Here is a 14,105-nt window from a genome sequence, read left to right as displayed (position 1 = left end):
TTGCCTTGCAGCAGATCCATAAGGATCCGCCGCCGCATTCCGCATCAAGCGCCCACACTTATCGGCTGTTAGTTTTTAAAGATCGATCCGCCCAACCCGCAGCGCCTGAACTACCACCACCCGGCACTGCTTCGTTTGCGTCGCTGCGTCTGCAGCAGAGAAGCGGGATTATGGAGAGCGATCGACAACCCGTCAAGCCCCTTCTGCGAATTTCTTATGGGGACGCCACGTGGGGGATATGGCACCTATAGATAAGAAAACGGCAAGCCCCCTTGTGCAAGGACCAATGCGCCCCTATCTACGTCATGTCCCGCGCATGCACACGGACTCCGCACCCGCGCAGTCTCACGCATGCATGCGACAACCGCGACGATGATTTGATGTGCACCCATGAGCGCGAACCCCCAAGCTCGTATATAATGCGAGCCGCGCAAAATTTCGCATGTCCATCGGCCCGCTTCGAGCGGGCTCATCTTTTTTGCTCCCCAGAGCACAGCCCAACAACCGCGTTGAGTCACATCAGGTGATGCTGAGCCCTGCTCGAAACGCCTGACGGTAGCGTCTTGCGTCTCATAGCGAAGCCTCTAGAGGAAATTACGTGAACCCTTTTGATCGCGAAGATTCGCAACACGAAACCGCCGCCTTCACTGCCAAAGTTCCGTCCGGCCGTTCGGCCAAAGGCAAGGGCGCCGGCAAAGCGATCCCTGTGGCAGCCGAGCTGCCGCCGCAACAAGCCGAAGAACGCCAGCGCCTGATGCGCGCACTGATCCAGCTGGGTAAAGAGCAAGGCTATCTGACCCACGCGCAGATCAACGACCACCTGCCCGACAACTTCACCGCAACCGCCGCGATCGACAGCATCGTCAGCGCGTTCAGCGATATGGGCGTGCAAGTGTACGAGCAAGCCCCGGACGCAGAAACGCTGCTGCTCAACTCGAACTCCCCCGCCGTGGTGTCGGACGACCAGGCCGACGAGGAAACCGAAGTCGCGCTGTCGACCGTCGACTCTGAATTCGGCCGCACCACCGACCCCGTGCGTATGTACATGCGCGAAATGGGCGCGACTGAGCTGCTCACCCGCGCAGGTGAAATCGCGATCGCGAAGCGAATCGAAGACGGCCTGCACGAAATGGTGCAGGCGATCGCAGCATGCCCGCTCGCGATCTCCGCGATCCTCGCAAGCGCGCAGCAGGTTGCCGACGGCGAGTTGCGCATCGACGAACTCGTCGACGGTCTGAATGAAGAGACGGCCGCCGCGGAAGAAGTCGCGAGTGCCGATGCGGACGCGGACGAAGACAGCGATGCCGACGAAGACAGCGAAGATGAAGACAACGACGACGTCGGTCCGGCCGATTCGTCGGCGGCGGACGAAGCTCGCCTGAAGCAGCTCACGAGCGACTGCCTCGAAATCTTCGCCCAAGTCGGCATTCTGTTCGACCAGATGAACGCGTCGCACACGCGCGGCGACGTCACCTCGAAGGCCTATCTGCGCGCACGCGAAGACATTCAGCAGCACCTCGCGAAGATCCGCTTCACCGCACGCACGATCGACCGTCTGTGCGGCGACGTGCAGCACCAGGTCGCGCAAGTGCGCGCGATCGAGCGCAACATCTTGCAGATCGTCGTCTCGAAGGCTGGCATGCCGCGCGAGAAGTTCATCGAGACGTTCGCGGGTAGCGAGGCCGATCTCGGCTGGACCGAGCGTGCCGCGCGCACCGGCGCGTCGACCTATGGTGCGGCGCTCGAGCGTCATCTGCCGGCCATCCAGTCCGAACAGCAGAAGCTCATCGACATCGAAGCGACGGTGTCGCTGCCGCTCAAGCATCTGAAAGAGATCAACCGCCAGATGGTTGCGGCCGAATCGAAGATGCGCAAGGCCAAGAGCGAGATGATCGAGGCGAACCTGCGTCTCGTGATCTCGATCGCGAAGAAGTACGTGAACCGCGGCATGCTGTTCCTCGACCTGATCCAGGAAGGCAACATCGGTCTGATGAAGGCCGTGGACAAGTTCGAATACCGTCGTGGCTGGAAGTTTTCGACGTATGCGACGTGGTGGGTCCGCCAGGCCGTCACGCGTTCGCTCGCCGATCAGGCGCGCACGATCCGCGTGCCAGTGCACATGATCGAAACGATCAACAAGCTGAACCGCATTTCGCGCGAGATCCTGCAGCAGACCGGCCAGGAAGCGCATCCGGCGGTGCTCGCGGAACGCATGGAGTTGTCGGAAGAGAAGGTGCGCGGGATTCTGAAGATCGCGAAGCAACCGGTATCGCTCGAAACGCCGGTCGGCGACGACGGCGATGCGACGCTGGGCGACATGATCGAAGACGCGGCCGTGTCGTCGCCGGCGGATGCCGCGATGCAGGCCGACCTGCGTGCCGCAATCGACGACGCGCTCGATTCCCTGTCGCCGCGTGAAGCGAAGGTGCTGCGCATGCGCTACGGCATCAACACGAAGTCGGATCACACGCTCGAAGAAGTGGGCAAGCAGTTCGACGTGACGCGCGAGCGGATCCGTCAGATCGAGAGCAAGGCGATGCGCAAGCTCATGCATCCGAGCCGCGCAGACCGTCTGAAGTCGTTCCTCGACCGATAAGCGTTTGCCACGCTTGCCGTGCGCGCCGCACGGCAAGCCACAAACGTCGTCATACACAAGCAGCGGGATGAACCGGTCGACGGTGAGTCCCGCTGTTTGCTTTTGTGCTGTACCTTCCCGGTAGCCTTACGCGCGCGAGCTCTCCGCTTCGCGTCTCCCCTGTTGTCCACAGATTTTGGGAACAAGCTTGTGGACAAGCTGCGCATGACTGCGCTAACTCATTGAGCGTACTGCGTTTCGCGCTGGCGCCTTCGATGAGTCGCGTGTCCTATCGGTTGCCGCACACCGTGCAAACCACCGCCCAACGTTGCACGCTCAACGCGAGGCCAAGCTCAAAAGGCGCCACCATGATCCAGCAGGTTCAGCATGCCCTCGCCGGTCAGCGGCGCAGCCACGGTGCTTTGCCCCAGCATGTGCGCGTCGAGGTAGCCGGAAACCTGCAGCGTGTCGGCGGCAAAGCGCATCAGCCGATGCAGCACGATAGGCGCGCCGCAGCCGAGCGTGAACACGATGATCGCAAGATTGCCGCACTGCAAGCCGAGCAGACGCGCAACGCTGACGTTGCTGCCGAAATGCAATTGCGAGCCGAGCGACGTATTGCCCATCACATGGCGCGTCAGCGCGGCGACATAGAAGCCGCGGATCAGCATCGTGCCGATCGAGAACAGCGCATAAAACAAAAACAGCGATCCGAGCGCGGCCCGCCACGGCACCACACCCTCCCCCGACACGTGGCCGACATGCATCGATGCGAGAGCGCCCTTCAGAAACACCATGAACAGCACCGCAAAAAGAGCGACCACGCCGACGAACGTAACGAGGAACAGACCGTAGACAACCCGCGCGCGCCCCTTGAAGCGAAACGCCAGGCTACCGAAGCCGCTCGCGTTGATGCGGCGCTCCGTCAGACGCATCGACGTCCACGGCAACATCTGGCCAAGCGTGACAACGCACAACAGCGCATACAGCAGCGCGCGCACACCGTAGCCGAGCGCCGAGCCGGTCATGCCGCCGCGAACACCGCACCACTGCGTGCGGCTCAGCCGATAGCGCTGCGCGCTGAAAAACGCGCCCGCCGCGAACACGACGATCAGCAGATAAAACGCGACGACAGGCAGCGAACCGAGTGCCGCGCTTTTCGTCTGCATGCGCAAGACCACACTCAGTGCGCCAGCCGCGAACGTCGCGCCCAACACGACTACGATCGCGACGAGAAAGCCCTTGAATAGCTCGCCCCCGGTGCCGGTGTACTCGAAGCGCTCGTCCTGAAAGCGCATGTGCGACCAGACATAGCGGCGGTTGTTCGTGGTCGCCCAGAAGCGGTAAATGCCGAGCGTCACGATTTGCAGCAGAAGGCTTCTGAAAAAGATGCCGTAGAGGTCGCCGAGCGTGCCGTCGTAGATCAGCAGCGGCCGCTTCTCGTCGAGTGAATTCATTGCGTTGCCCTCTTTTCTTCGTTTAACGTTTTTGTGGCCCGGTCACGCATACTATTGCGGCACTCATATGCGGCATGCGTGGGCGAACGCGACGGGCGACGGTGCTTTCCCGTGCGAAGACCGGCTCGCGTGGTGCGAGCCCATGCAAAACCTGTCTTTCAGACACGCAGGGAATCACGCAAAACGGAAACCGACCGGCAAACACATAATTACACGGTTTCGTATCTTTATAAATGGCATTTCCGCATATAAATCGGCCACTTCCATTACGAAATTTGGCAACGCGCGAATTTATTCAATTCGCATAATCTTGAATTAACGCGCGCAATAACGATTTCATTGGGGGCGATCATTTGACGGTCCACTCGCGAGCGCGCCCCCGCCATGGCAATCCTGCAGCCTCGCCCGCGGCTTGCCACGGCCGACCTGATAGCGCGGCATACGCGGACGAAAACGATTGCGTATTCGCACGCAACGCAATTCACGATTAATAAGGAATGCGGTGAATTCTGCTAAATCGTCACAATTTTTGGCATTGAAATAAAAAACCCGGCTGCACATTAGATGCTCGCCGGGGTAATCTTCCGCACTGCGCTAATTGTATCGATGCGTTGCGGGTTTTATTGCCCCTCGAAGTACAGCCCGAGCGCGCGCTTCATTCGATGCACGCCGGTTACGATCTCCTCCACCCCGGGCGCGGCAAACGACAGCCGCAGCGCCGCCCTATCGACCGCGTCCTTGTAAAACGCGACGCCCGGCACGAACATCACGTTCTGTTCGATGCACATGCGCAGATAGTCGGACGCATCGCGCGCCGCGTTCAGACGCGCCCACACGAACATGCCGCCGGCCGGACGATGAAACGCGATGTGCTGCGCGAGATGCGTGTCGAGCGCATCGCATAGCGCGCGGCATTTCACGGCATATGCATCGATGATGCGCGGCAGATGACGCTCCAACGCGCCGCTCGCGAGGTACTCGGCGGCGATCACCTGGGTCCACGGCGCGCTGCACAGATCGACCGTCTGCTTGGCGACCACGCAGCGCCGCACGATCTCCGCGTGCGCGACCATCCAGCCGACCCGCAAACCCGGCGCGACGATCTTCGACAGACTCGAAAAATGCACGACCCAGTCGCGCGAACCGGGCACCTGCCCGCTCAACGCGAAAAGCGAAGGCACTGCCGTGCCATCGAAACGCAGATCACCATACGGATCGTCTTCGACGATCATGAACCGATAGCGCGCCGCCAGTCTCAACAATGCGATTCGACGTTCGAGCGACAAGGTCGCGCCAGTGGGATTCGCGAAGGTCGGCACTGTGTACAGCAGCTTGGGAGCGCGACGCAGCGTGCCCGATTCGAGCACTGCGGCGAGCTTCGCGACGTCGGGTCCGTGCTGATCGACGGGCACCGTGACGACGTCGGCCTGTTGCAGCTTCAGCGCCTGCAACGTGGCCGGATACGCGGGCTGCTCGACGAGCACGACGTCGCCGGGCGCCACCATCACCCGCAGCAGCAGATCGAAGCCTTGTTGCGAACCGGTCGTCACCAACAGGTCTGTTGGCGTGCATGGCGCGCCGCGCCGCGCCATCAATTGCGCAAGCTGTTCCTTGAGGATCGCGATGCCATCGGTGGGGCCGTATTGCAGACACAGCGTCGGCTGATGCGAGGCGCGCGCGGCCGCGGCATCGAGTCCTTCACGGTCGAACAGGTCGCTCGCCGGATAGCCGCCGGCGAACGAGATCATGCCGGGCTGCGCGAGGTATTTGAACAGCTCGCGGATCGGCGAGCCGCTCGGTGCTTCGAATGCGGGATTGAATGAGAACATGATGACGGCCGCCTGCCTCTCGTTGATATCGATTGGGATGTCGAAGACGATCGGCGTCGATTGTGGCCATCGGCGGGATCTGCGGCAAACGATATCTATGCACTACTTATTGCGTTTTCCGCATGACCCCGCATCGGGCCATATAGGGGCGCTAGCTACACCACGTTCTTCTCGATGATCGGCCGGTTTTCAAGCACACGCGCGAAGCTGAGTGAACCGAGGTCGAGCGTCGCATAGCGGCCATGCAGAATCAATTCGCTGATGCCGCGTCCGGTTGCCGGGCCTTGCTGCAAACCGTGGCCGCTGAAGCCGTTCGCGAAGATGCAGTTTTCGACATCCGGATGATGTCCAATGATCGCGTTCTGATCGAGCACGTTGTATTCGTAATAGCCGGACCAGCAGTTCTGCACGCGTAGCGCCTCGAATTGCGGCACGCGATTCGCGAGCGTCGGCCAGATCACGTCGTCGAATAGCGCGTGATCGACTTCGTCGAGCGGTAAATCGTCGGGGTCGTTATCAGCCGATGGCGACGTGCCGCAGATATACGAATTGCCTTCGGGCCGGAAGTACACGCCGCTCGGATCGATCAGCAGCGGGCAGCGTTCGAGCCTTGCCGGCGACGTGACGTTGAAGATACTGCGCCGCCGCGCATAGACCGGCAGGTCGATGCCGATCATCTGCGCGATCTTGCGCGACCACGCGCCGGCCGCGTTGACGACGACATCGCAAGCATAGGTCTCACCGTCCGCGGTTCGTACCTGCGTGACACGGCTGCCGTCGCGATGCAGCGCGGTGACGTCGGCCGCGACATAGCGCGCGCCGAGCGCTTGCGCTTTCTTGCGCAGCGCCTGCACGAGACCGTAGCCGTCGAACCAGCCCTCGCCGCTTTCGCCAAAAGCGCCGGCAACGAGATCGTCGGTATTGAGCCAGGGGAAGCGCGTTTGCAAGCCATGCGTGTCGAGCAGGCTGATATCCGCGCCGAGGCTTGTTTGCAGCGCGTGATTCTCGCGCAGCGTCGCTTCACCGGCCGATGTCGCGAGAAACAGGTAGCCGCCTTCGTGCAGATCGATCGACGGCCGCGTGCCGTCGACTTCCAGCCGCTCGCCGATCGAGCGCAGAAACTCGATGCCGAACAGCGACATCTGAATGGAAAGCGGCGTAGAAAATTGCTGCCGGATCGACGCCGCCGACAAGGCCGACGACGAACGCGCATAGGTCGGATCGCGTTCGATCACCGTGACGCCGACTGTCGGATCGGACAGCCGCAAGAAATACGCAATCGAACTGCCGATCACCCCACCGCCGACGATCACGACTTTCGAACTCACGTCTTACTCCACGAGTAACGTGGCCGCTCCGGAACGCCGGGCGGCGCAAACGGATTGCTATCTGCAACGCGCGGCCGTGGCACGCCTGACGGCGACGTCACACTTGCGCGCGTCAGTCGAGATTGAAGTCGATACCCTGCGCCAGCGGCAGCGCCGACGAGTAGTTCACGGTATTGGTCGCGCGACGCATATACGCCTTCCACGCATCCGAACCCGACTCGCGGCCGCCGCCCGTTTCCTTCTCGCCGCCAAACGCCCCGCCGATCTCCGCGCCGCTCGGACCGATGTTGACGTTGGCGATGCCGCAGTCGCTGCCCGACGCGGACAGGAAGCGCTCAGCTTCGCGTAGGTCGCTCGTGAACACGCACGACGACAGACCATGATGCGCGGCATTGTTCGCGTCGACCGCATCGGCGAAGTCGGCATAGCGCAGCACGTATAGAATCGGCGCGAAAGTTTCCTTTAGCACGACCGCCGTTTGCGACGGCATCTCGACGATGGCCGGACGCACGTAGTAGCCGCCCTCATAACCCTTCACTTCCACGCGCTCGCCGCCGAACACCTTGCCACCCTCGGCCTTCGCCTGCTGCAGCGCTTCCTGCATGCGGTCGAACGATTGACGGTCGATCAGCGGCCCCATCAGCGTACCCTTTTCGAGCGGATTGCCGATCGGCACGCGGCTATACAGCTGCTTCAGACGCTCGACGGTCTTTTCGTACACGCTGTCGTGCACGAACAGACGCCGCAGCGACGTGCAGCGCTGACCGGCCGTGCCGACCGCCGAGAACAGGATGCCGCGCATCGCGAGTTCATGGTCGGCCGTCTGCGCGACGATGCCCGCGTTGTTGCCGCCGAGTTCGAGTAGCGAGCGGCCGAAGCGCTTCGCCACTTCGACGCCGACCTTGCGGCCCATTTCGGTGCTGCCCGTCGCGCTGACGATCGACGCGCGCGGATCGGCCACGAGCTTTTCGCCGACGTCGCGGCCGCCGATGATCAGCGCCGCGAGGCCAGCCGGCGCATCGCCGAATTCCTTCAGTGCATCTTCGAGAATCTTGTTCACCGCGAGCGCCGACAGCGGCGTCTTTTCCGACGGCTTCCAGATCACCGCGTTGCCGCACACCAGCGCGAGCGCCGCATTCCACGACCACACCGCCACCGGGAAATTGAACGCGGAGATCACGACGCAGGTGCCGAGCGGATGCCACGACTCCGCCATCCGATGCCCCGGGCGCTCGGACGCGATCGTCAAACCGTACAGCTGGCGCGACAGACCGACCGCGAAATCGCAGATGTCGATCATTTCCTGCACTTCACCCATGCCTTCCTGCAGGATCTTGCCGGTTTCCAGCGAAACGAGGCTGCCGAGCGCGTGCTTCTGTTCACGCAGCCGATTGCCGAGCAGCCGCACCAGCTCGCCGCGGCGCGGCGCCGGCACGTTGCGCCATACGGCGAACGCGTCTTTGGCCCGGGCGAGCGCCGCGTCGACCTCGGCCGCCGTCTGGCTGGCCACACGGCCGATGAGCGCGCCGGTGATCGGCGAATGAACCGCGATATCGCCGGCTTGTGCGGCGTGGGCAATGCCGAGATCGGCAAGGATGGTGGACGCGTCCATGTGAACCCCTTTAATTTCCGATGCGAAACAAGAGTAAGTTCGGAAACTATACACGTGGCTTTTTACGGCGGCAAGGAGGTGCCTGGGGAGTGAAATACCGGTTGACAAAAGGTAGCGTTGTTTCCAGAAGGAAACTTGGTCAAGCTCCAGACGCGTGTGCGAAGCCCGCGCGTCAAGCGTCAAGCATCGGTCGCGCCGTCCCTCTCCGCCGCCGCCGTCAACCGGTCGACGAGCACGCGCGCGAACGGCGGCAAGTCCTGCAGGCTGCGCACGCAGATCTTCAGCTTACGCTCGGCCCACGGATCGTTCAGGCCGACGATCGCGATCTGCATCGTCTTTCTGTGCCGCAGCGCGACCGATTCCGGCACGATGCCGATTCCGACACCCGCCTCGATCATCCTGCAAGCGGCCTCGAAGTTGCCGACCTGGATGCGAAGCTTGAGACGCGCGCCAAGCGCATCGGCGGCGCTCATGATGAATGCGTGGATCGCGCTCGACGTCGGCAGGCTGACGAAGTTCGCGTTCAGCACCTGCGAGAAATCGACCGACGCCTGCCTCGCGAACGGATGCTCGCACGAGGTCACGAGCACGAGCCGATCGTCGCGATACGGCAGCATCTGCAGATGCTCGGCATGCACATTGCCCGCGACGATGCCGATATCGGTCGCGCTGTCGGCGACGCCCTTGACGATCTCGCCGCTCAGCACTTCGCGCAGATCGATGTTCACGTCCGGGTGATCGCGCAGAAAACGGCTCAGCACGGCCGGCAGGAACTCGCTGATCGCGGTCGTGTTGGCCCAGATGCGCACGTGGCCCTTGATGCCATCGCCGTACTCCTGCATATCGCCGGCCAGATGCTCGACGCGTTCGAGCACGAGCCGCGCATGATGCACGAAGGCCTCGCCCGCGGGTGTCGGCGTCACGCCCTGGCTGGTTCGATAGAGCAGCTTGATGCCGAGCTGCTCCTCGAGATTCTTGACCCGGTTGCTGGCGGCCGGCGCCGACAAGTGTGAACGCTCCGCCGCACGCGCGAGGTTGCGCGTGTCGGCGATGTGCATGAGCAGGCGTAAATCGACGAAATCGAAGTGCATGATGAAAGCTGCTAGCGAAGCATGGGCAGGACAGACTTTCATCTTAACCAGGTGTGGTGAAAATTTAGCCGGGGAAAGATCCGAATCGACGGCCTCCCTTCATGCGCGTACGGCCTATGCCGACTCTTGCATCATCTCCGCTTGCGGTATCAGCTCGGCATCGGGCGAGATCTCTTCGAGCGTCTGCTGACTCGTTTCGATGCGCAGCGTGAGAATCGCGATGCTCAGCAGCAACAGCACGCCACCGACCATCGTCAGCACACCCGTCACGCCGAACTGCGTGTAGAGCAGCAGCGCGACATACGGTGTCGACATCGACGCCGCGCGGCCGCACGTGCCGGCCACGCCGGTGCCGCGCAAGCGATGCGCGGTCGGAAACAGCTCGGGGATATAGCCGAACAGGCCGAGCGTGCAGACCGTGTAGATCGTCGTGACGAGCGCGAAGCCGACGACCGCGATCGGCACCGGCGCGCGCATCTGCACGTAGACGAAGCCGAGCACGATCGTTGCCAGCGAGAACAGCACGATGCCGTTGCGCCGCCCGAGGCGGTCCGTCACGAGATAACCGACCACGGCACCGGCCGGCGCGCCGAACGACATCAGCAGCACGAAGCCGAGCGACTGCACGATGGTCAGACCTTCCTTGACGAAGAACGTCGGCAGCCACGCGACGAAACCGTACAACGACATGTTGATCGCCATGCAGGTCAGCGCGGCGACCAGCGTGCGGCCGATCATGCCGCGCGCGAACAGCGCCGAGAACGGCGCGGCCGGCACCTCGTGACTGACCACGCGCGCGACCGGCGGCAGCTTGCCGACGCGCGCCTCGACCTGTCGCTCGATCGCCGCGACGGTGGCCTCCGCCTCTTCGAGCCGGCCAACCGTTTCCAGCCAGCGCGGCGACTCCGGCATCCGATGCCGCAGGAACCACACGACCATCGCGCCGACGCCAGCGATCGCGAACATGTAGCGCCAGCCGAGATTTGGAATCACCCAATAGCCGACCGCGGTCGCGCCGAGCAGACCGGAGTTGATGATCAGCGCGAGCAACGCGGTCCAGCGGCCGCGCGTGGCGGGTGGCACGAATTCGCACAGCGTGCCCGCGGCGACCACGAGTTCGGCGCCTAGGCCGATGCCCATGATGAAGCGCAGCAGAATCAGCCAGTAGATGTCCGGCGCGAAGCAGGCGGCGAGCGATGCGAGGCCGAAGACCGCGAGATTGGCTTGATACGAAAAGCGTCGGCCGTAGCGGTCGCCGAGATAGCCCGACAGGCCCGCGCCGATCATCATGCCCATGAAGGTCGCGGAGATGAAGAACGAGCCGAGGCGCAGATCGGTGAAGCCGGTTTTGACCATCGCCGCGAGCGCGCCGTTGGCGAGGTAGATGTCGAAGGCGTCGAGGAAAGCGCCTGCGCCGATCAGGCCGAGGATGTTCCAGTGAAAGCGGCTGATCGGCAGGCGGTCGAGGCGTGCGCCGGAGTTAATGGGGGCGGGCAAATTGTGTCTCCTGTATTTTTAGGCGGTGCACGGGCGAGAGGCTCGCGTGCGCGGAACAGTTCTGCGAGGCTGCCTTCGTTGGATGCGGCGGCTCGGGGCAGAGCGCTGAACGGCCGTGGTTGGATCGTGCGGGCCGTTGGCTTCAAGAGTGCGACAGGCGACGTGGGGTGGGAATTGGGTTTTTTGGAGGTGAGTGTTCCGGTTTGATTAAGGGATGAAAAAGAAGCGATTTGCATACCTGAAAGGCTGCAGCGCATCAGAGTCTGGTACTTCATTTCCAGGAATAAATTCTTCCCAAAAATCGGACTACGGCCTACTCTGTCGATGTACTCCCCCCGCATGTTGGCCGGCCATGCCCATTTCAAAGCGGCCCGATATCGAGCTTCGGAGCCGGTCGCACCGGATGATTTGAATGTAGACGTGCGTGCTGTTCAGGAGAACATACGGGGCATTCAGGTAGATTCTCGGAGGCAGAATGGTTGATGACTGGTCCTGCACGATGCGGACGATCGTCGACGAAATCGCCGCAAGCGTCGCGATCGTCGCGCGCGATGAGAGGGGGCAGCTGGTGGTTTCCGCCTGCAACGACCATTTCATGCAAATGACGGGCGGCAAGCGCAACAGCATCAAATCGTTCCCGGCGTCATTCGACACGCTGATTCCCAATTACGCACGAACCGAATTCCGTCAGAAGCTCAGCGAATGCTTTGAATCCGGCGTCGCCCGCGAACTCGAGCAGGCTTATGACCTGAGAGACGGAACCCACTGGTGGCGCCTGTCGTTGAAGCCGCTGCGGCACAACAGAGGCGCGAACTCGGTGAACGAAATCATGGTGACGGGTCTCGAGATCACCGCAAAGATGGAGTTGATGCACGAACTGGAAGTCAGCACGTCGCGTTTCCGCTCGGTGGTGGATGCCGCCTATGACGCGATCATTACGATCGACCAGCAGCACTGCATCACTCTCTTCAATCGCGCTGCGGAAAACCTTTTCGGCTATTCGGTCGAGGAGATGGTGGGGCACCCCATCACGGAACTGCTGCCCGAGCGCTATCGCGCCAATCACTCCCAATACGTCCATCAGTTCGCCCGCTCTCCGGTGCGCTCGCGGCAAATGGACGAGCGCAACCGTGTCTATGGGCTGCATCGCGACGGCTCGCTGCTGCCCGTCGAAATCGCGATCTCGAAGATCAACGTGGGCGGCCTGATCGAATTCACCGCCGTGATTCGCGACATCGCCGATCGCGTCCAATTGATGGATCTGCTGCAGAAGCAGGCCGTGACCGACGAGCTGACCGGCCTGCCCAACCGAAGAGAATTCGCGGACACGGTCGAGAACCTGCTGGGGTCGGACAGCAAGCTTTCGATCTTTCTCCTCGATATCGATTACTTCAAGAAGATCAACGACAGTTACGGACACGACATTGGCGACGAAGTGCTGCGCGTGATGGCCAAAGTCGTCATGAACGCCGATTGGCGCATCGGCGTGTTTGCCCGCTGGGGCGGCGAGGAGTTCGTCGCCGCGCTGCCGGGCCTCGATATCGAACAGGCGACGAGCGTGGCCGAAGACTTGCGCCAGACGATCGAGCAGCAGAACTTCGAGCATCCGTGGCGGCTCGGCAAGCCGATTCCATTTACGGTCAGCATCGGCGTGACCGAGCGCCAGCCTGGTGAGGATGACGTCGACGCCATCGTCAAGCGCGCGGACCTGGCGCTGTATCGCGCCAAGGACAGAGGGCGGAACCGCGTGGAGGTTGGTTAATGCAGGCTGTTCGAGTAACGGCCGCTCACGAGTGAGCGTTTGCCAACTCGACGACGAACTCCAGAAAGGCACGCGTCTTCGCCGGAACGTGATGGCGTGACGGATAGCAGGCGTACAGCGGATAGCGCTCGTCAGGCCAGTCGGGAAAGAGATTGATCAGCCGCCCTTCGGCAATCAGTTGCTCGGCACCGAAAAGAAGCATCTGCGCGACACCGGAGCCAGCGAGGCACGCATTCAGTAGCGCGCCAGGATCGTTCACCGTCAATCGCCCGCGCGGTGCAATCACAGTTTTCTTGCGTTTGCGATGGAACTCCCAGGGGAACGGCTTGCCTGTCTCCGAATTGCGGAATTCCAGGCAACGGTGGCTTGGGCCTTCGAGATCTTCCGGCTTTGCCGGGCGCCCACGTCGTGCGATGTACGACGGTGCGGCCACCGTGACCACGGCCGTGTCGAGCAGCTTGCGTGCGACGAGGGAAGATGTCCTCGGCTCGCCGAACCGCAACGCGAGATCAAAGCCCTCGAGAACCAGATCGCCGAGATGGTCGCGCGCGATGAACTCGATTTCGAGCTCAGGATGCGCGTCCATGAAATGGTCGAGGCGTTGCCCGAGTATCGCCCGGTAACACACTGGATCGAGGTTGACCCGCAGCTTTCCCCGCACCGCCGATGCGCCACCAGCCGCGGCCACGGCGGCTTCCTCCAGCCCTGCGAGGTGCGGCATGACCTGCTCGTAAAAACGGCGGCCCTCGTCCGTCAGGGACACGGACCGCGTAGTTCGATTGAAGAGCCGGATCTTCAATCTCTTTTCCAGCCTTGCAATCGCCCGGCTCACACCGGGCGGCGACATTCCGATCACTTCCGACGCAGCCGCGAACGTACCGGCGTCGACTACCGCCGCAAACACGCTGATGCCGCTCGAAAAATTTTCGATCATCGATTTCATGGTCGCGCGAT

General features: G+C 62.3%; 9 protein-coding genes. 2 read left to right on the top strand and 7 right to left on the bottom strand.

Translation table 11 applies throughout. The features are described from left to right. Window positions 1–598: 598 nt before the first annotated feature. Window positions 599–2,596 carry an RNA polymerase sigma factor RpoD gene (gene rpoD, locus AB3X86_RS36100; RefSeq protein WP_176126339.1) on the top strand — a complete coding sequence of 666 codons (1,998 nt, stop codon included), beginning with the start codon at window positions 599–601 and terminating at the stop codon, window positions 2,594–2,596. A 332-nt stretch (window positions 2,597–2,928) separates the two neighbouring features. On the opposite strand, the gene AB3X86_RS36095 is transcribed toward rpoD, so the two are convergent. The 6 genes from AB3X86_RS36095 to AB3X86_RS36070 form a co-directional block, all read right to left on the bottom strand. Further along, entirely contained in the window at window positions 2,929–4,032 is a 1,104-nt protein-coding gene (locus AB3X86_RS36095) for a YjgN family protein (RefSeq protein ID WP_368599652.1), read from the bottom strand. 620 nt (window positions 4,033–4,652) lie between these two features. Continuing rightward, on the bottom strand, window positions 4,653–5,861 hold the full coding sequence (locus AB3X86_RS36090) for a PLP-dependent aminotransferase family protein (RefSeq protein ID WP_368599651.1): 1,209 nt from the start codon (window positions 5,859–5,861) through the stop codon (window positions 4,653–4,655). Window positions 5,862–6,016: 155 nt separating this feature from the next. Next, window positions 6,017–7,189 carry an NAD(P)/FAD-dependent oxidoreductase gene (locus AB3X86_RS36085; RefSeq protein WP_368599650.1) on the bottom strand — a complete coding sequence of 391 codons (1,173 nt, stop codon included), beginning with the start codon at window positions 7,187–7,189 and terminating at the stop codon, window positions 6,017–6,019. Window positions 7,190–7,301: 112 nt separating this feature from the next. Continuing rightward, window positions 7,302–8,801 carry an aldehyde dehydrogenase family protein gene (locus tag AB3X86_RS36080; RefSeq protein WP_368599649.1) on the bottom strand — a complete coding sequence of 500 codons (1,500 nt, stop codon included), beginning with the start codon at window positions 8,799–8,801 and terminating at the stop codon, window positions 7,302–7,304. Window positions 8,802–8,980: 179 nt separating this feature from the next. After that, window positions 8,981–9,892, bottom strand: a complete 912-nt coding sequence (locus AB3X86_RS36075; protein ID WP_368599648.1) for a LysR family transcriptional regulator — start codon at window positions 9,890–9,892, stop codon at window positions 8,981–8,983. A gap of 114 nt (window positions 9,893–10,006) precedes the next feature. After that, on the bottom strand, window positions 10,007–11,389 hold the full coding sequence (locus AB3X86_RS36070; protein WP_368599647.1) for an MFS transporter: 1,383 nt from the start codon (window positions 11,387–11,389) through the stop codon (window positions 10,007–10,009). Between the two features lie 475 nt (window positions 11,390–11,864). Between AB3X86_RS36070 and AB3X86_RS36065 the strand changes: the two genes are divergently transcribed. After that, window positions 11,865–13,151 (top strand): diguanylate cyclase, encoded by a 1,287-nt coding sequence (locus AB3X86_RS36065; protein ID WP_368599646.1) that lies wholly within the window; start codon window positions 11,865–11,867, stop codon window positions 13,149–13,151. A 25-nt stretch (window positions 13,152–13,176) separates the two neighbouring features. Here AB3X86_RS36065 and AB3X86_RS36060 read toward each other — a convergent pair whose 3' ends face one another. Further along, the gene (locus AB3X86_RS36060; RefSeq protein WP_368599653.1) at window positions 13,177–14,094 is read right to left on the bottom strand and encodes a LysR family transcriptional regulator; all 918 of its coding nucleotides are present in this window, start codon (window positions 14,092–14,094) and stop codon (window positions 13,177–13,179) included. Window positions 14,095–14,105: the final 11 nt, after the last annotated feature.

Source organism: Paraburkholderia sp. BR14374 (assembly GCF_040948685.1).
GTDB lineage: Bacteria > Pseudomonadota > Gammaproteobacteria > Burkholderiales > Burkholderiaceae > Paraburkholderia > Paraburkholderia youngii.
Note: the sequence above shows the minus strand (reverse complement) of the source record. Positions and strands in the feature narration are given on the sequence as shown.

Excerpts from the sequence above, each read along its gene's own strand:
- AB3X86_RS36095 (WP_368599652.1), bottom strand. The coding sequence starts at position 4,032 with ATGAATTCACTCGACGAGAAGCGGCCGCTGCTGATCTACGACGGCACG.
- AB3X86_RS36090 (WP_368599651.1), bottom strand. The coding sequence starts at position 5,861 with ATGTTCTCATTCAATCCCGCATTCGAAGCACCGAGCGGCTCGCCGATC.
- AB3X86_RS36080 (WP_368599649.1), bottom strand. The coding sequence starts at position 8,801 with ATGGACGCGTCCACCATCCTTGCCGATCTCGGCATTGCCCACGCCGCA.
- AB3X86_RS36075 (WP_368599648.1), bottom strand. The coding sequence starts at position 9,892 with ATGCACTTCGATTTCGTCGATTTACGCCTGCTCATGCACATCGCCGAC.
- AB3X86_RS36065 (WP_368599646.1), top strand. The coding sequence starts at position 11,865 with ATGGTTGATGACTGGTCCTGCACGATGCGGACGATCGTCGACGAAATC.
- AB3X86_RS36060 (WP_368599653.1), bottom strand. The coding sequence starts at position 14,094 with ATGAAATCGATGATCGAAAATTTTTCGAGCGGCATCAGCGTGTTTGCG.